Annotated in this window: 15 protein-coding genes and 2 pseudogenes; 15 read left to right on the top strand and 2 right to left on the bottom strand. The window is 62.7% G+C overall.

From position 1 onward, the window contains the following. The 5 genes from NKI05_RS31075 to NKI05_RS31055 all read left to right on the top strand — a co-directional run. Window positions 1-581, top strand: a 581-nt coding sequence (locus NKI05_RS31075; RefSeq protein WP_502898782.1) for an ATP-dependent DNA ligase, incomplete at its 5' end; no start/stop codon positions are given. Between the two features lie 71 nt (window positions 582-652). After that, window positions 653-802, top strand: a complete 150-nt coding sequence (locus tag NKI05_RS31070) for a hypothetical protein (RefSeq protein WP_023673151.1) — start codon at window positions 653-655, stop codon at window positions 800-802. Window positions 803-825: 23 nt separating this feature from the next. Continuing rightward, window positions 826-1,047, top strand: coding sequence for a DUF768 domain-containing protein (locus NKI05_RS31065; protein ID WP_352445054.1), 222 nt, complete (start codon window positions 826-828; stop codon window positions 1,045-1,047). Next, window positions 1,044-1,274 (top strand): DUF768 domain-containing protein, encoded by a 231-nt coding sequence (locus NKI05_RS31060; RefSeq protein WP_023673149.1) that lies wholly within the window; start codon window positions 1,044-1,046, stop codon window positions 1,272-1,274. Before NKI05_RS31065 ends, NKI05_RS31060 begins: the two co-directional genes overlap by 4 nt. 209 nt (window positions 1,275-1,483) lie before the next feature. Continuing rightward, the gene (locus tag NKI05_RS31055) at window positions 1,484-2,146 is read left to right on the top strand and encodes an outer membrane protein (RefSeq protein ID WP_023673148.1); all 663 of its coding nucleotides are present in this window, start codon (window positions 1,484-1,486) and stop codon (window positions 2,144-2,146) included. Window positions 2,147-3,131: 985 nt separating this feature from the next. Here the strand turns inward: NKI05_RS31055 and NKI05_RS31050 are convergent. Further along, window positions 3,132-3,595 (bottom strand): annotated as a pseudogene (locus NKI05_RS31050) (Ros/MucR family transcriptional regulator). A 510-nt stretch (window positions 3,596-4,105) separates the two neighbouring features. On the opposite strand from NKI05_RS31050, the gene NKI05_RS31045 reads away from it, so the two are divergent. The 10 genes and pseudogenes from NKI05_RS31045 to NKI05_RS31000 all read left to right on the top strand — a co-directional run bounded on the left by NKI05_RS31045 (window position 4,106) and on the right by NKI05_RS31000 (window position 17,460). Further along, window positions 4,106-4,615, top strand: coding sequence for a Crp/Fnr family transcriptional regulator (locus NKI05_RS31045; protein ID WP_352794088.1), 510 nt, complete (start codon window positions 4,106-4,108; stop codon window positions 4,613-4,615). Window positions 4,616-5,761: 1,146 nt separating this feature from the next. Beyond that, on the top strand, window positions 5,762-6,178 hold the full coding sequence (gene ligD, locus NKI05_RS31040; protein ID WP_155927363.1) for a non-homologous end-joining DNA ligase LigD: 417 nt from the start codon (window positions 5,762-5,764) through the stop codon (window positions 6,176-6,178). Beyond that, a pseudogene (gene ligD / locus NKI05_RS31035) lies at window positions 6,154-6,797 on the top strand (non-homologous end-joining DNA ligase LigD). Before ligD (NKI05_RS31040) ends, ligD (NKI05_RS31035) begins: the two are co-directional and overlap by 25 nt. A gap of 145 nt (window positions 6,798-6,942) precedes the next feature. Continuing rightward, window positions 6,943-7,911: an ArdC family protein gene (locus tag NKI05_RS31030; RefSeq protein ID WP_023829564.1), complete on the top strand. Its 969-nt coding sequence runs from the start codon at window positions 6,943-6,945 to the stop codon at window positions 7,909-7,911. A gap of 126 nt (window positions 7,912-8,037) precedes the next feature. Beyond that, a complete protein-coding gene (locus NKI05_RS32330; RefSeq protein WP_502898783.1) occupies window positions 8,038-8,418 on the top strand; it encodes a DUF2958 domain-containing protein in 381 nt (126 codons plus the stop codon). Beyond that, on the top strand, window positions 8,375-10,495 hold the full coding sequence (locus NKI05_RS31020; RefSeq protein WP_023815817.1) for a ParB/RepB/Spo0J family partition protein: 2,121 nt from the start codon (window positions 8,375-8,377) through the stop codon (window positions 10,493-10,495). The genes NKI05_RS32330 and NKI05_RS31020 overlap by 44 nt, the downstream gene beginning before the upstream one ends. Further along, complete coding sequence (locus NKI05_RS31015) at window positions 10,461-10,661, top strand: DUF6117 family protein (RefSeq protein ID WP_023673140.1); 201 nt, start codon at window positions 10,461-10,463, stop codon at window positions 10,659-10,661. Before NKI05_RS31020 ends, NKI05_RS31015 begins: the two co-directional genes overlap by 35 nt. A 173-nt stretch (window positions 10,662-10,834) precedes the next feature. Beyond that, complete coding sequence (locus NKI05_RS31010) at window positions 10,835-15,163, top strand: strawberry notch-like NTP hydrolase domain-containing protein (protein ID WP_352794085.1); 4,329 nt, start codon at window positions 10,835-10,837, stop codon at window positions 15,161-15,163. Next, window positions 15,160-16,197: a DUF7146 domain-containing protein gene (locus NKI05_RS31005; RefSeq protein WP_352794083.1), complete on the top strand. Its 1,038-nt coding sequence runs from the start codon at window positions 15,160-15,162 to the stop codon at window positions 16,195-16,197. The genes NKI05_RS31010 and NKI05_RS31005 overlap by 4 nt, the downstream gene beginning before the upstream one ends. Before the next feature lie 342 nt (window positions 16,198-16,539). Then, complete coding sequence (locus NKI05_RS31000) at window positions 16,540-17,460, top strand: DUF2493 domain-containing protein (protein WP_352794081.1); 921 nt, start codon at window positions 16,540-16,542, stop codon at window positions 17,458-17,460. 261 nt (window positions 17,461-17,721) lie between these two features. Here the strand turns inward: NKI05_RS31000 and NKI05_RS30995 are convergent, their stop codons facing one another. Further along, window positions 17,722-18,027, bottom strand: coding sequence for a nucleotidyl cyclase domain-containing protein (locus tag NKI05_RS30995; protein WP_031214161.1), 306 nt, complete (start codon window positions 18,025-18,027; stop codon window positions 17,722-17,724). Window positions 18,028-18,281 lie beyond the last annotated feature (254 nt).

Here is an 18,281-nt window from a genome sequence, read left to right as displayed (position 1 = left end):
AGCACGACTTGTATTTTGTTGCCTTTGATCTGCTTCATCTTAACGGCCACGATCTGCGCGATATGGCGCTAGAGGAGCGGCGCGAGATCCTGGCCAGCATGATCAAGCCCGGGCGGCGTATTCAGTTCAGCGAGCCTCTGCCCGGCGAAGCCAAGGCGATCCTTCACTTGCTCGACCAAGCCGGACTTGAAGGCATGGTGTCGAAGCGGAAGGACAGCAAATACCGCAGCGGTCCGTCAGCCAACTGGCTGAAGGCCAAGTGCTATGCGATCGACGAGTTCGATCTGCTCGGCGTCGAGCGTGAAGCGGGCAAGCCGGCTTTCGCTCTCATGGCCGAGCGGGGCACAGGGCGCTATGTCGGCAGCGCGTTCGTCACCTTGAACCGGGAAATGCGCGAGAGGCTATGGAAACGCGTCCAAGAGCACCCAGGCACGGCGCCCAAGGGCGTCATGAAGCGGCCTGCGACGCAATGGGTCAAGCCGGGGCTGATCGGCCGCGTAAAGCACCTGCGCGGCGAGGATGACCTGCGCCACGCCTCACTGCAGGACTTCCGAGAGGATGACACAGATGGCCGTGGCTAGGAAAGATCAGGAGCGCGCCACCTACGCCTGGATGTACGCCCAAGCGAGCAAGGATGGCAAGGAGACGTGCGGTGCCAGCCTACTGGGGAGAGCATGCCGACGCGTGGCTGCAGGGCTTTGACGGTGAGCCGGTGGCCGCCTTCGGCAAGACCAAGACTGTCAACGACGAAATGGAAGCCGAGGTCGACGAAGCTGCCGTCGAGCGCCCTGCTGGAACCTAAGCGCTGGATCGAGCTTAGGCTTCATGAGCACACGCGGCGTCAACTTTCTCGATTGCTGGATCGGCAACAATTTCCCCGAAACGGCTAAAACCGACGCCGTTTCGGTAAGTGAGTACATACACAAATTGTATGCCGACGCTAAAGCCTTGACGATCGAGCGCGAAGAGATCGACGAAGAGGTTGATAGCCTATATCGGACGCTGGTCGATGCCGTCGTGCACTTTGCCCCAGGTGTTTCCGAATGAGCAAGCCGGCCGTCCTATTTTTGAACCAATGGATAAAAAAACACGATCTATCCGACGCCGGTGCGCCGAAAGAGCGAGCGGAGATCGAGCAGCTCGCAAAGCGCCTAATCGCCGACGCAGAGGCTGAGGGGATTGCGGAAAGCGAGCTGACCGAGGCGTTCGACGACAAGGAGGTCGACAGCCTTTATCGTACCCTCCTCGATGTTAATTCTGGGATACCGGAATGAGTGTTCCCGGCCTGAAGGTTCCGGACAGTTTGGGTGGCCGAGCAGTTGCCCACTGTGGCGAGGGGCGATCCGATCGCCACCAGCGAGTTGGCATAAGGTTCTCATGTAAGTGCGGGCGGCCGATTTGAATTCGGCCAACTGTGGCAGAAAAACAACTGCATCAATCGGCGCGCTCTGCTACCAAAAAGGTTAGTTACAGGAGATCACCTATGAAGAAGCTGCTTCTTGGTCTGTCGTTGTCTCTGCTGGCTTCGTCGGCGTATGCTGCCGATGCCATCGTTGCAGAAGCCGCGCCGGTCTTTAGCTGGACGGGTGGGTATGTCGGCCTACAGGCAGGCTATGCTTGGGGGAATGGCAACATAGACGAAATCGGTGGGCCGGGCTTTGTCGACACAGATCCCGACGGGTTCCTTGGTGGCGTCTACGCCGGTTACAACTATCAGATGTCCAATAACATTGTGATTGGCGCGGAGCTGGACGTCGTATATGCGAATGTTGATGGCAGCGGCCAAGTCTTCAGCGCTCCTGGTATCCCGATCCCGGGCGGCATCGCCACCGAAGAACTCAACTGGAGTGCGGCGGCAAGACTGCGCCTAGGATATGCCGTTGATCGCTTTCTTCCTTATATTGCGGGTGGCGTTGCGTTTGGCGATGTCGACATAAGTAATAATGGAGGCGGACCTTCGTTCGGAGATACATTCACAGGATGGACGATAGGCGTGGGCTTGGATTATGCCATGACCGACAATCTGCTGCTGCGAGGCGAGTATCGCTATACCGACTTCGGTACAGAATCCTTTGGTGGTCTGGTCAATGCCGACGTTGATCTGAAGACCAACGAGGTTCGCTTCGGCATCGCCTACAAGTTCTAATCCCTGATGTCATAATAGCCTGTCGCTCACCGCGACGGGCTTTTTTGTGCAAGAACCGTTTGCGGCGATCCCCTCAACGGAGTTCGCTACCATGGTCAAGACGAAAACCCCTCACAACACGTTTCGCAGGAACAGCTCGCCCGCTTCAAGATCGAGGCGGAACGGCTGCACAAGGCAATCGTCGGCCCGATTGTCGCCGATCTGCGACAATCACCAGGCCGTGCAGGATCCGCATGAAGTGCTGCTCAAGAACGTGAACAATCACCGACAGGGATGCGCTATCCGATGGCCTCTTACAGGTCCGGCGTCGCTGCCTAGTGCTGGATAGGTGGAGTCCCGAGACCGGGGAAGGGCAGCACGTTGCCGCCCGTCCCCCGCCGGCGGCGCAGTTCAACCTCTCGATAGACGGGGATGCCCATCACCATTTCCGCGCTGGCGATTTCCGATCTCGATGGCAACGACTTGAGCTATTGGTGCAGTTGTCGCGTTTCCATGGTCGCAATGTGGCCGGCGATGGCTTCGATGCTATCGCCCAAATTCGCCAGTAACCCTGCGGACCTCTGCATAGGCTTGCTCTACAGCCGCGAAAACGTGTTGAGATGCAGACGCGACCTTTGGCCTTCTGCAAAGGCCAAGGCATAGGATTCGAGCTTGAATGATCGGGTGAGTTCCTGGTCTTCTCGATCACGCGGACAAACCACTCGCCACAGGGTTTGCCAACTTCGACACAAGGGCGTGCTTTGCGAATTGGAATTATGTCAGCCATGGCGTTGCCTCCCAGCAATCTGGCCAAGCGGAGATTAACGTCGTAAGCGGCCTTCAACAAGAAAAGATTGGGCAGCAATACGAAGCTGAGGTGTGGGCCACAAATGGCCGGCGCCATGGGTTGGGGAACCTGGGTGGGCACCGGCCAAGAGCGGACAGGTCCGCCGCGATGCATACATCGCCGATTGGTGCCGCGGTGGTAATGGTGTGATCGCGGAAGCTACGCTTTAGCCTTAGCCGTCGGCCTTGCCTTGCCCGTTGCAGTTGCCGTGGGCTGCGGTGCCTTCCTACCCAGACCGATCGACTTCGCCATGGCAGACCGTGAGGCCGCATAGTTGGGAGCGACCATCGGATAAGTGGATGGCAAGTTCCACTTCGTTCGATACGCGTCAGGAGTGAGACCGAAATCCACGCGCAGATGTCGCCGAAGGGTTTTGAACCGCTTACCATCTTCAAGACAGATGATGTAATCGGGAAATACTGACCTCTTTGGATTTACCGCAGGCACTGGTTCTTCGGTCGCGGCAGCCACGCGATGGCCAATCCCAGACAGCGACGCGCGTGCACTGAGGCTATCAGGTCCGCCAAGCCCGCGACCGGCACGGGATTGTTGCTGACGTACGCGGATACCACATCCGCCGTGAGTTCTACCAGTTCAGCGGCGTGGTCGGGGGCGTCGGTCATGGTGTGAGTCCTCGAATTTGAGAACGATCTATTATAGCTGCTGCCGCAGCTGCGCAACTCGAGGCCCGATGATGGGCCGCTTCCCTCGTAAGCACCAATCCTGTTGAGCCTGTGTTTGCCGATGGGGAAAGGACCATCGGAAGCAGTGCCAGACTTATCACAGGTTAAGTCGGTCCGGTGTTTATGATATAAGGTCGGGCATCATTCGCGTTCTGCTGGCCGCGGGTGACTGAGAGACCATAGCGCTCCCGCCCAAACGGAGAGCCGACATGCTTTATCAAAGCCCCTTAACCGCCAAGTTCCATCGTGCCTTCACCCTCACGTCAGGTGAGCGTCAAGCTCTCGACGCGGTAAGAATAAGGATCGTTGCGATTGGCGCAAACCAGAACTTGGTCCGGGAAGGCGACCAGCCGTCCCGGTGCATAATGGTCCTGGCTGGGCTTAGCCAGCACCTCGAAGGTAACAGGAGACGGGAAGCGTCAGGTCACTGCTTATCATGTGCCTGGCGACATGCCCGATCTGTTGAGCCTGCACCTCGATCTGTTGGATAGCGACGTTCGAACGGTGAGCGCTTGCAGTGTTGGCTTCATAGATCACTCGGCTATCCGGCTGCTCTGCGAACGCCACCCCAGGCTGGCGGCAAATCTTTGGCGAACGACACTGGTTGATGCATCGATTTTTCGCGAATGGGTGGTCAATGTCGGGAAGCGCCAAGCGCTTGGCCGAGTGGCCCACCTTCTCTGTGAAATCATGCTACGTATGGAAGATGCCGGACTTGCGTCCGATCAAACCTGCGCTTTTGGTGTGACTCAAGCTGACCTTGGCGAGGCGACAGGGCTGTCGGCAGTCCACATCAACCGCACGCTCAAGTCTCTTCGGGAGAAGCACCTTACATCACTTGTGAATGGCCAATTGACCATCCATGATTGGGAAGGACTGGCCTTTCTTGCTGAGTTCCGGCACGATTACCTGCACTCAGCAAGGAACAATAAAACGGCCGAGTTCATGTCAATGCACTGATTGCTCCAGGGAAAAATCGCCAGAAATGCGGATTGGCTCCAAGGGTAGCCGGACCACTTGTTGGCCTTCGCTGGCCATCAGCGGTGCGATCGCCCCCCAACATGGTCAATGCTTTGATGGCGCGTCGAAGCGTTAGCGCAAGGGGTTCACTTGCGCGCAGAGTGCATTCGGATGCTTACCGGCCCACATGGGCGTTGACTGTCCGTATGGCCGTCTGCGTAGCACCATCCATCCCCTCAACGTGATACTTCGGCACTACAGGGTTTCCACCTCTCTTCATGGCTTTCGATTGGCCGCGCGATCGACCAATTTGTGGGCTCAGCCGCATCAATTCGAGCCCCGCTATTGGCTAGCGACTGTGGAAGAGGTTCCTGGGGCACACCATGCCGGCGCCCAAGGGAATAAATCTCGGCGACGCAATGGGTCAAGCCCGGGGCTCATGCGTCGCTGCAGATTTCGGGAGGACGGCGGATATTCGCTTTTCTCCGACCGAAAGCGTGCCAAGGGACGTGGCCAGCTAAACAGCAACCGGCGTTGACGCTTGAGAGCGCCTGGCAGCGTTCACGGTGGCCTGTATGGGCGCTCGACATTTCGCGAGTGGCATGTGTTGCGAGCTTGTTGCAGATCATGTTCGCACCATGCAACGGCAAAACGCCTCATCGAGCGCAATGGAAAAGCCGCATTGTCAGTTCGGCGAGCGAGCGCTTTTCTGCACGAGTTGTGACAGGGGAGGGCCTGTCAGGCTTGGAATTCACAAGCTGCAACGCAATTGAGGAAGAAGCCGAAAGGGTGCAAGACCAAATCGATTTCTTGCAGCCAAACTCGGCTCTGGTGTGGTTCAATCCTGTTTGCATCATCGCGGATCAGCGGTCGGACTGTCGAGAACTGAACTGCGCGATCTCAGCCGGTGGGCTTCGAACCAAAACATGCGGACCACCGCGGACGGGGACAGTCGGTCCCGCGTCCCGTCCTGCGGCCGGCGCTATGCTGACGCTCCTACGGCTGTCCTGTTCACCGCCCGCGGCGGGGGGCGAATTTCCTCCGTCCTGCGCGTGACAATTGTCCGCTGTTGCGGCTGCGCGCAGGACTGCGGCTTATGCGCCGTTCTTCCTTGAGCGCCGACGGTCGCCGGCGCGGTGCTTGGGCATGGAACCGAATCCCAGGCAGCGTATTGACATGTATCCGAGTTCCTCATGTCCGAGTAGACGGCACTCTCAACAAAAGGCGCAAACGGCCCAGAGACTCGGCCAATCTCGATCCGGCAACGAGATCGCCGCTGCTGTCGGCGTCAAGCTGACGCATCCGGACAAGGTCATGTATCCAGGCACCAAGGTGACCAAATCCACGCTCGCCGCCTACTACGCAGTGGTCGCCGAGAAGATGCTGCCGCACATTCAGGATCGGCCGCTGTCGCTGGTGCGCGATACTCACGGCGACCTGCAGCAGACCTTCTTTCAGAAGCACAACCTGCCAGGCGTGCCCAGGGCCATCCATGATGGCCACTTGGAGAAGGTGTCCGGTAAGGAAAGCCGCATCTCGTGGTCGATGACTTGGCTGGGCTGATCGCGGGCGTCCAGACGAACGTGCTCGAATTCCACATCTGGGGAAGCCGTCGCCAGCAGCCGGATCTGCCGCACCGCATGATCTTCGACATCGACCCCGACAGGGCTTGGGCTTTGCTGCCGTCAAGCAGGCAGCCCTCGACATTCGGAGCATTCTGGAAGCGCTTGGATTGCAGTCGTGGCCGTTGCTGTCCGGCGGCAAGGGCGTTCATGTGGTCGTCCTGCTCCTCCCGGAGGCAGACTGGGACGAGGTCAAGAGCTTCTGCCAGGACTGCGCCGAACTGCTGGCCCGTACAGATCCGTCGCGCTTCGTCGCCAATATGAGCAAGGCGAAGCGCAAGGGCCGAATGTTTCTCGATTACCTGCGCAACGGCCAGGGCTCCACTGCAATCTGCCCCTGGTCGACTCGGGCACGCGCGGGGGCGTCGTGCGCGGTGCCTGTCAGCTGGGATGAGTTGCCCACCTGCGAAAAACGCCAACGGCTTCGATGTCTTCGCCGCCGCCGCGCGGGCTCAGTTGCGCGAAGCCTGGGAAGGTTATTTCGACGTCGCACAAACGCTTACCGACCGCATTCGGCACGCAGTCCGGCAGCAATAACCATAGGTCAGCGACACTACTGATTGGCGCGGACCGCCTTTGCCCCAAGTCCGGGAGCGTCCCCCTTCGAGGCCTGGGCTAGCCTCTAGAGCGAGAGTACGGACCGGTTTGCCGTGACGGGTTGAGAGCTGGAGGAGAGGCCTCCGGCGCCCGTCGCGGAGAAACCCGATGTCCAGACATTACGCTCGCGCCGGCGCCGACCGGGCAAGCCTCTATGATGACATCACCAACAAGATCATCGCCGAGCTGGAGGCTGGGCGCTTTCCCTGGGTGCCCTGGGGCACGGCGGCGGCGCAAGCACCCCTCGCCATGCCGGCCAATGCCGCCTCTGGCCGAGCCTATTCGGGGATCAACGTGCTGATCCTGTGGGGTGCGGTCGTCGAGCATGGCTTTCCCGTCCAGGGCTGGCTGACTTTCCGCCAGGCGCTATCGCTGGGCGGCCATGTCCGCAAGGGCGAACACGGGACCACCGTCGTCTATTCTGACCGCTTCATCCCTGACGACGAGAAGAAACGCGCGCGGGAGACCGGCGAGGCAGCACGGGCCATACAGTTTCTGAAGCGCTTCACCGTCTTCAACGTCGCGCAATGCGAAAATCTGCCCGACGATCTGGCGGTTTTTCCGCCCGCACCAGAGCCCGGACTGATCGAACCGGCCGTCGAGGCACTGATCAAGGCGACAGGGATCGATTTCCGCATCGGCGGCAATAGCGCCTATTATGTGCCGGCGCACGACTACGTGCAGGTGCCGCCTCCGCAGGCGTATTTCGAGACCATTGACTGGCACCGCACCGCCCTGCACGAGCTTGGCCATGCGACCGGCCATCCCTCCCGCGTCGGCCGTGACCTCGGCGGCGCCTTCGGCACAAAGCGATATGCTTTCGAGGAACTGGTCGCCGAAATGAACGCAGCCTTCTGCTGCGCCTCGCGAGGTATTGCGCCGACCGTGCGCCACGCCGATTACCTGGCCTCCTGGCTCGACGTCCTGCGCGAAGACAACCGAGCCATCGTGCGTGCCGCCTCCCAAGCCAGCAAGGCAGCCGACTGGTTGCTCGCCTTCCTTCCGCAACCCGACAACGGAACCAGGGCAGGGCCCGCCAGCGTCGATGAGGTCGAAATCGAGAAGAGGGCGGCATGATCGTTCTCACCGAGGAACTGCGCGTGCCTGCTCGCCAATAGCCGCGATCGCGACGCCGAACACGTACGGGTGGTGAAGCTCTTCAAATCAACTCGGCGAAGGAATTGGCTCGCAACCGCGCTCGAGATGACGTCGATCCGGCTGCCTTTCGGCATCGGCATCGAGCGGGACATGCTCTTTGGCACCGACCTGCCGATTTCCGTCTGGGCAGAGGCGGTCCGCCGGGGCGGAAACCTTCGCGACGCCGAACGCAACTCGACCATGCCGGCCAATCTGGCCGAGACGGCGAGTGAGATCTCAGCTTGTAATCCGCAAGCCGCAGATGCAGTCGTGTCTGCGGCCCTGTCCCCACCTCTGGATCTTCGGTGCGGCTCAGTCCGCAGAGTGAGAGGGCTGCGCCCGTCTTTTTTGACGGGTTTGGAGGACGAGAGAGTTTCGGCCGCCCGTCGCGGAGATAGTCCACATGGCTACGCCCAAGCAGAAGATCACCCTCAACGCTTCACGTGACATCCCCTTCAACAAGCTGATGCTGAGCCAGTCCAATGTCCGGCGCATCAAGCGCGGGGAAACCATAGAGGACCTCGCCGCGTCGATCGCTCGGCGCGGCCTGCTCCAGAGCCTCAACGTCCGGCCAGTGTTGGACGGCGAGGGCAACGAGACCGGCATGTTTGAGGTGCCGGCTGGCGGGCGCCGCTATCGCGCGCTGGAACTGCTGGTCAAGCAGAAGCGCATGAGCAAGACCGAGCCAGTTCCCTGCGTCATAAGCGACGCCCACAGCGCGGTCCCGATCGAGGAGGACTCGCTGGCCGAGAATTTTCAGCGCGAAGATTTACATCCGCTCGACATGTTTCGCGCCTTCCAGACACTTCATGACCAGGGCGCGAGCCATGAGGAGATTGCCGCACGCTTCTTCGTCTCCGCAACATTCGTGCAGCAGCGCCTCAGGCTGGCCAGGGTTTCGGCCAAGCTGCAGGAGATTTACGAGCAGGATGGCATGAAGCTCGAGCAGCTCATGGCGTTCACCGTGACCGACGATCACGCCCGTCAGGAGCAGGTCTGGGAGGCGCTCGAAAACTCCTGGTCGAAGGAGCCGCAGCAGATCCGGCGCCTGCTGACGGAGACCACTGTGCGGGCAAGCGATCGCCGGGCGCTGTTCGTCGGTGTCGACGCGTATGTCGCTGCCGGCGGCGTGGTGCTGCGCGACCTGTTCGAGGCCGACAATGGCGGCTGGCTGCAGGACCCCGCTCTGCTCGACCGCTTGGTCGGCGATAGGCTGAAGTCGATCGCCGACGAGATCGCGGCGGAGGGCTGGAAGTGGATCGTGGTCGATGCCGATCTGCCCTACGGGTACAATCACGGTCTGCGGGCAATCGCTGGCACCCCCGTCGGTCTGACCGACGCGGAGCGGGCGGAACGCGAAGCCCTGCGGGCGGAGTACGACCGGCTGGAAGCCGAGTATGGCGAATCCGACGAACTCCCCGACGATGTCGATCAGCGCCTCGGTCAAATCGAGACCGCGCTTGAGGCCTTCGAGAGCCGGCCGATGCACTACGATGGGGCCGAGATCGCCCGCGCCGGTGTGTTCATCAGCATCGATCGTGATGGCGATCTCGTCGTCGATCGGGCCCATGTGCGCCCCGAGGACGAAGCGATGCAGGCGGTCGACGGCCACTCGGCCGAGCCAGGTTGCGCCACCGAGAACGAAGACAGCAGACACAATCCTTCGGCCCGCGCGATTATCACCATCGGCGCGCAGGCGTCCGAGCCTGAGGAGGATGACGGCGACACCATCAAGCCGCTACCCGAGCGCCTGGTCATCGAACTTACTGCCCATCGCACGTTGGCGCTGCGCAACGCACTGGCCGAGAACCAGCATGTGGCCATCACGGCGCTCTTGCACCGGCTCGTCCTCGACACCTTCGGTCAGCGTTCCGCCATCGGCTGCGTCGAGGCCTTCGTCCGACATGTCCACTTGCCGTGGCAGGACGTCGGTCTCAAGGACAGCCCTGCGGCCAAGGCCGTCCATGAGCGCCATGAGGCATGGAAGAGCGACATTCCACTGGATGACGACGAGGCCCTATGGGCGTGGCTCGACGGACTCGATGAAGCAAGCCGGCAGACGCTGCTGGCGCATTGCGTCAGCTATGGGATCAACGCCTTGTTCGAACGACCCAATCCCTACGGCAGCGGCGTTTCCCAGCATGGACTCGATCAGCGCCGGCGTGAAGCCGATCGGTTGTCCCGTGCCACCGGGCTTGACATGGTAGATGCCGGCTGGCGGCCGACGGTGGATAACTATCTCGGTCGCGTCACCAAGTCCCGCATTCTCGAAGCCGTGCGCGAAGGCGCCGGCGACCAGGCCGCCCAGCTTATCGACCATCTCAAGAAGGCCGACATGGCCAAAGAGGCCGAGCGCCTCCTGGCCGATAGTGGCTGGCTACCCGAACCGCTCCGCCTTCGCGGCAATGACGCCGCCCGGCCGAATGTGGGCGAGGAAGCTGACCTCCCCGAATTCCTGGCCGGTGATGACGAGGACGGCTCGGCCACCCATGAGACTGCCGCACACGCGGTCGCCGCCGGATAGCACCGTCGGCGGAGTGGCGCGGGTCGCTCGGCCCTTTCTTCTTCACTACGAGTTCACGCCGTTCGCTCATCTTGCCGACGGCAATCCCTATGATGCCTACCTGCCGCCCGATCCCGACAGCGCCAATGGTTTCCTACAGAAGTCGGGGCCTGACGGCGGAATATGATCGAGATCGGTTGATACCGGCAAGCGCTCCACCTCATGGCGGGGCGCTTGTTTCATTTTGGCTTCGGTGGAGGCCAGAGAGGGAGAGGCGAGCCGGGATGGTTTTGAATCCGCACGGTCCAGAGAGAGCGCCGCGCGGCTCGATCCTGTCCCCGCTCTCCCGAGGTTCACACCATGTACATGATCTCGCCCGCTGTGGCAGTTCCCGCAGCCGCGCCGCTCCCGCTCTCTCAAACCGGTGCAGCCGGCGCTATCTTCGCCGCCGCCGGCCTTCTGCTTCCCCATCTCGAGCGCGGCGACAGCATCGACGCGCCAAAGCTGCGCGCGGCGATGGAAGCCGCATTCGGCGCCTCCGACGCCGCCGGCGCCTGGGACTGGAAGCAGGCCTACGATGCCTGCGAGGCTGCGACGGTCCTTTTCCTGCGCAAGTACGGAAAGGCGTTGTTCCGCAAGGCCGCGTCTCCGGCTCTCCGGCTGTCAGCATTGTCGAAGATCGCCCGGCTCATGCCGACGCATACCCGCCGATCCGAAGAAGCACAGACCTTCCAGCAGTTCTCGACGCCGATTCCGCTCGGCATGGTCGCCGCAACGGCCGCTGCCATCACGCCGGCCGACCGTGTGCTGGAGCCTTCCGCCGGCACCGGGCTGCTCGCCATCCTGGCCGAGATAGCCGGCGCCTCGCTCATTCTCAACGAGCTTGCCGAAACCCGCGCGGCACTTCTCTCCGGCCTCTTTCCGGCCGTCTGCGCCAGCCGCTTCGACGCCGCCCAGATCGACGACCATCTCTATCCCGGCGCCGTGCCGAGCGTGGTGCTGATGAACCCGCCCTTTTCGGTCATGGCCAACGTCGAGGGCCGCATGGGCGACGCGGCCTGGCGGCACATCGCCTCGGCCCTGGCGCGCCTTGCGCCCGGCGGGCGGCTGGTGACGATTACCGGTGCGAACTTCGCGCCCGACCACCCGGCCTGGACCGCCGCCTTTACTCGCCTGCAGGAACGTGGCCGCATCGTCTTCTCCGCCGCCATCGACGGCTTGGCCTATGCCAAGCATGGCACGACCTTTCCGACACGCCTCACCGTCATCGACCGGGTGCCGGCGGACGATCCGGACGTGTTCCCGCCAGATCAGGGCGTTGCCCCGGATGCCGCGACGCTGATCGCATGGGTCGGCGAGCATGTGCCGGCACGGCTGCCGGTCACCATACCCGCAGGTGCAACTCCCACATCGTCGTCGGCCGCACCCCGCACAGTGCGCGGCTATCTTGGTCCCACGGCAAGAATAACACCGCGGCCACCGCTCACTGGTCCCGATGCCGTTGAGCTCGCCTATGAGGTGCTCGACTGGAAGGCCGCCGAGGGCGGCCACATCAGCGACGCCATCTACGAGGACTACGCGCTTCAGGCGATCCGCATTCCCGGCGCGCAGCCGCACCCCACCCAACTCGTGCAATCGGCGGCCATGGCCTCGGTCGCGCCGCCCAAGCCGAGTTATCGGCCGCGCCTGCCGAAGAACGTCCTTGACCTGCTCTCGGACGCGCAGCTCGAGACCGTCATCTATGCGGGCGATGCTCACGCCGAGTATCTCGCCGGCGCCTGGACGCTCGACGATACCTTTGACGTAATTAGCGCGGCGGCAGATGACGCGGCGCGGGCCGTGCGCTTCCGGCAAGGCTTCATGATCGGCGACGGTACCGGTGTAGGCAAGGGCCGCGAGTCCGCCGCCGTAATCCTAGACAATTGGATGCAGGGCCGTCGCAAGGCCGTCTGGATCTCCAAGTCAGACAAGCTCATCGAGGATGCGCAGCGCGACTGGTCCGCGCTCGGCATGGAGCGCTTGCTGGTCACCCCGCTCTCCCGCTTCCCGCAGGGCAGGCCGATCACGCTGGCGGACGGCATCCTGTTCACCACCTATGCCACGCTGCGGTCCGACGATCGCGGCGAGAGGCTTTCGCGGGTCAAGCAGATCGTCGAATGGTTGGGTCCGGATTTCGATGGGGTCATCATCTTCGACGAGGCGCACGCCATGCAAAATGCCGGTGGCGGCAAGAGCGAACGCGGCGACGCCGCTCCCTCCCAGCAAGGCCGTGCCGGCCTGAGGCTACAGCACGCCCTGTCGAATGCCCGCATCGTCTATGTGTCGGCGACTGGCGCCACCACCGTGCACAATCTCGCCTATGCCCAGCGGCTCGGCCTCTGGGGCGGCGAGCATTTTCCATTCTCGACCCGCGCCGAGTTCGTCGAGGCGATCGAGGCTGGCGGCGTGGCGGCGATGGAAGTACTGGCACGCGACCTCAGGGCACTTGGCCTCTATACCGCCCGCTCGCTCTCTTTCAACGGTGTCGAATACGAACTGCTCGAGCATGAGCTGACGCCCGAACAGGTCCGCATCTATGACGCGTACGCTGGGGCCTTCGGCGTCATCCACAACAATCTCGATGCTGCGATGCAGGCGGCCAACATCACCGGCAGCACCGGCACGCTCAATGCCCAGGCCAAGTCGACCGCGCGCAGCGCCTTTGAAAGCGCCAAGCAGCGCTTCTTCGGCCATTTGTTGACCAGCATGAAGACACCGACCCTGATCAAATCCATCACCGGCGATCTGGAGGAGGGCCATGCGGCCGTTGTCCAGATCGTCTCGACGGGTGAGGCGCTCATGGAGCGGCGGCTGGCCGAGTTGCCGACCGAGGAATGGAACGATGTTCGCGTCGACATCACGCCGCGCGAATACGTCCTCGACTACCTCGCTCATTCCTTCCCGGTGCAGCTCTACGAGCCCTTCACGGATTCGGAGGGCAATCTGTCGTCGCGCCCGGTCTACCGCGATGGCCAGCCGGTCGAGAGCCGCGAGGCGGTCGCCCGGCGCGACGAGCTGATCGCGAAACTCGCCAGCTTGACGCCTGTCCCCGGCGCGCTCGACCAGATCGTCCAACATTTCGGCGCGGACCTCGTCGCCGAAGTCACTGGCCGCTCGCGCCGCATCGTGCGCAAGCGCGACCGCCTGGTCGTCGAGCACCGAGCAGGGTCGGCAAATCTGGCCGAGGCGCAGTCCTTCATGGACGATCAGAAGCGCGTTCTGGTGTTTTCCGACGCCGGCGGGACGGGTCGTTCCTACCATGCCGAACTCTTGGCACGGAACACGCGGCTGCGTGTGCATTATCTGCTCGAAGCCGGGTGGAAGGCCGACACCGCCATCCAGGGCCTGGGCCGCACGCATCGGACCAATCAGGCGCAGCCGCCGCTGTTCCGGCCGATCTCGACCAATGTGAAGGCGGAAAAGCGCTTCCTCTCGACGATCGCCCGCCGTCTCGACACGTTGGGCGCAATCACGCGCGGCCAGCGCCAGACCGGTGGCCAAGGGCTGTTCCGGCCAGAGGACAATCTTGAAAGCCACTATGCCGGCGATGCCTTGCGGCAGCTCTATCTCCTGATCGTACGCGGCAAGGTCGAGGGTTGCACACTCCAGCGTTTCGAGGCGGCGACCGGTCTCAAGCTGATGGACAACAACGGCATCAAGGACGAGTTGCCGCCGATCACCACCTTCCTCAATCGCCTGTTGGCGCTGACCATCGAAGTGCAGGGCGTGCTGTTCGGCGCCTTCGAGCAGCTTCTGGCCGCTCGGATCGGTGGCGCCATCGCCTCGGGCACCTATGACACCGGGCTGGAGACCCTGCGGGCCGAGAGCTTCGTCATCACCGACCGGCAGGTCATCTACGCCCATCCGCGCACCGGCGCCGAAACGCGGCTGCTGACGATCACCCAGCGCAAGCGCAATCGGCCCGTCATGCTCGATGCGGCGCTCCATCACCTTCGCGATTTGCGCGCCATCCTACTGATCAACGAGCAATCTGGCCGCGCCGCCGTGCAGATCCCAACCACCAGCATCATGCTCGACGACGGCGAGATCGAGCCGCGGGTCCGCCTGATCCGGCCAATGGAAGGCCAGAACATGCCGCTCAAGGCTATGGGCGAAACCCGCTGGGTCGAGGCCCACCGTGAAGCTTTCGCTGCAGCATGGAATGCGGAGGTCGCCGAGACTCCCGAGTTTGCCGATGCCGTGCTGCACATGGTGACGGGCCTGTTGTTGCCGATCTGGAAGCGTCTGCCAAACGAGTCGACCCGCGTTTTTCGACTTCAGACCGACGAGGGCGAGCGCATAATTGGTCGCCTTGTCACGCCGGCCTGGGCCGCCAACGCCACGGCGACAGGCGTCGCATCGCTATCGCCCGAGCAGGCGCTCGCGGCGCTGATCGACGGGCGGATGATCCTTGATCTCGCCGAGGGTCTCCAGCTTCGCCGCAGCCGCGTCATGGGCGCGTGGCGCATCGAACTGTCGGGCTTCACCGACATGATGCGGGAGCGCCTCACCGCCTACGGTCTCTTCCACGAGATCATTTCGTGGAAGCTCAGGATGTTCGTGCCGATCGACGCCAACGGGCTCGCCGTGCTGGAGCGCGTGCTCGACCGCTTCCCAATCGAGCGGGTCAGTGAGCGGGAGGCTGCATGATTCCGCGTCACGCTGCATCCGACCTCGCACACCGCCTCGCCGAACATGCCGAGGCGGTGTGCCGCCACTACCTCTCCAATGGCCGTCGCCAGGGCAACTATTGGAGCGTCGGCGACGTCCGCAATGCGCCGGGCCGCTCGATGTTCGTGCGTCTGCAGCCATCCCCGAAGGGACCGCCAGGCAAATGGACCGACGCCGCTACCGGCGAGCATGGCGACCTGCTCGACGTCATCCGCGAATCCCTCGGACTGGTCAACTTCCGGGACGTCGCCGATGAGGCGCGCCTGTTTCTCGCTATGCCAGATGCCATGCCACCCCGACTGGCCGCGCCGATCACGCAGGTCCCCATTGGATCTCCGGAAGCGGCTCGCCGACTGGTCGCCATGTCGAAGCCCATCATCGGCACCCTCGTGGAAACCTATTTGCGTGGACGTGGCATTGCGACTTTGTCCGGCACCGGATCGCTGCGGTTCCATCCGCGCTGCTACTACCGGCCCGGCGATCATGGACCGACCGAGACCTTGCCGGCAATGATTGCCGCCGTTACCAACTTGGATGGACATCTGACCGGCGCGCACCGCACCTGGCTCGCACCGGATGGCACCGGCAAGGCACCGGTCGACACGCCGCGTCGGGCAATGGGTGACCTTCTCGGTAACGCCGTCCGCTTCGGCGTACCCGGCAGCGTCATGGCGGCAGGCGAAGGCATCGAGACGACGCTATCGCTCAGATGCGCCTTGCCCGATATGGCGATGGCTGCGGCACTCTCAGCAGCCCATCTTGCCGCCATCCTGTTCCCGCCGACCCTGCGCCGGCTCTATGTCATCCGCGACAACGATCCGGCCGGTGACGGTGCCCGAGAAAACCTGCTAGAGCGCGCTACGGACGCCGGAATCGAGGCAATCGTGCTGTCGCCGGTGACGGAGGACTTCAACGAAGACCTCCGCCATTTCGGACTTGTCGACTTCCGGTCCTCGATTGCGGATCAGCTCATGCGCAAAGATCGTATCCGCTACCTGACACAGGCGGCATGAGCCGTGAGGGGAAGCGCGCGGCGCACGGTGCCGGTGCGGCGCAATGGATGCGTAGCCCGCCGGCAGAGAACCGCGACCCGGCCTTCGAGAGGGCGATCGGGCCACGAACTGGCCGGCCAGGCAATGGCGGCGGCCGACTATTTTCCGGCGACGCACGACCACTCGCGAATGGCAGCGATTGGGCGCGACGCCTTTCCATCGCGATGCAAAATAGCCGGCCGCCGCCATCCTCCGCTGCGCTCCGGCCCTCCGCTTCGCTTCGGGTGTCGGGCCAACCCGCCCGTGGGCTCTCGTCGCCATGAAGGCCGCGAGGGTCGCGGTCAAACCGACGGGAGCATCCCCATGAGCGAGCACGACGACATTGAACCGCACCACGCCGCTTCTCCGACCGATCACATCCTCACCGAACTCCAGCTCTATGGCTGGCGACCATTTGCGGACGAGCCCGATCCGCGACCGCTCCCCGGTGGCGACCAAGTGGCCGGAGCCGTGGCCGACATCTTTGACGCCCTCATCGGCACCCTCGCCGACACGCGCCTCGAACCCGACCTTGATGACCTGCTCTGGTCCGTCACCAATGTCTTCCACCGAGCTGCACAACGGATCGAGCGGCAACTGGACGACAATGAGCAGGCCCAGCGCCGCCTGCAGCGCGAGCAGGACGGAAGCGAGATCAAGGCGGTTGAACTCGAGACACTCACCGCCCAGGGCCAGACCATGATCGAACGGCGCGATGCCTTCGAGTTGATGCGTGACCAGGCCGCCGAACACTACGATCAGTACACCGGTTCTGCCTGGCGACCGCGCACGGGGTCGATGGTAAACCACCACCATCTCACCGCCGCAATGATCGATAGCCGCGACTTCCTCGCGGCCAGGCGGCGCGCGGAAGCCGACGTCATGTTGCCCGCTGGCTCCAAGATCGCCTTCTCCGGCCGCGATACCGCCGATCACGAGCTGATCTGGGCAAAGCTCGACCAAATCCGTGCCAAGCACCCCGACATGGTGTTGATGCACGGCGGATCACGCAAAGGCGCCGAAAAGATCGCCGCCGGCTGGGCCGATCATCGCAAGGTGCCGCAGGTCGCCTTCAAGCCCGACTGGAGCAGACACGCCAAGGCCGCTCCCTTTAAGCGCAACGACCAGATGTTGGCGGTCATGCCGATCGGCGTCATCATCTTTCCCGGCACCGGCATTCAGGAGAACCTCGCCGACAAGGCCCGCAAGCTCGGCATCCCGGTCTATCGATTAGGCGGCTCGTGAGCGCCCCCTTTGACCCTAGATCTTAGTCCAGGTTGGTCACCGCTATTCCACAATCTCACCGATGTGGAGGTATGTCTTTCACGACGCGAACGGCGGCTTCGCGCCTCATGACAGTCGGTTCCCGGGTTCAGTCCATTCACCAAAAGCGGGCGTCGCCAAACGGCCAGCCCTCAGGCTGTTATGTTCGCGGCAAATGCTCAGCTGGGCCGAATGGATGAGGCGCGACGATACCAGGCAAAATTCTGGGCACTCCGCCGGACGTCACGAGTCCTCGATGCGCAGGCCGATCTTTCCCGCTGCATGTTCCTGCACGCGTTCGGAAACGCAGATCCTGCCAGGCTCGGCGATCCTCTCCAGACGCGCGGCGATGTTGACCCCCGCGCCCAAGACGTGACCGTCCTGTTCGATGATGTCGCCGACGGCAATACAGGGATCGAGGTGGTCACGTTGATGGCTGTTCAAGCGCTCGAGGGCACCTTCTTCGTCAGCGCCCATCAGTTGACTGTACCCGGCGAGGTCAGCCGCAAGGATCGCCGAGAGCTTGCGCTCGACCCGACCGATTTCCATCCAGTCCCTCTGCAAGGCGTCAGGATCATATTTGCCCAGGTCAAGCGATCCAAGTCCGCTCTTCCGGTTTTCTTTGGGATCGCGTCAACCATGTCGGGCGCACCCGTTCGTACGGAGCAACTGGGGCTCCGCACGAGGGACAGGGCAACTCACTGGTGACTGGGTGCGTGCCTGACGAAGCTCTTCGTTTCGGCTGAGATAAATGCTCTCACTTACGGAACATCGCAGGTTCGTCGAAGTTGGAAAGCTACGGA

Origin of the sequence: Mesorhizobium sp. M0771 (assembly GCF_040320155.1) — a bacterium.
Lineage (GTDB): Bacteria > Pseudomonadota > Alphaproteobacteria > Rhizobiales > Rhizobiaceae > Mesorhizobium.
This window is presented reverse-complemented; position numbering and strand designations above follow the sequence as displayed.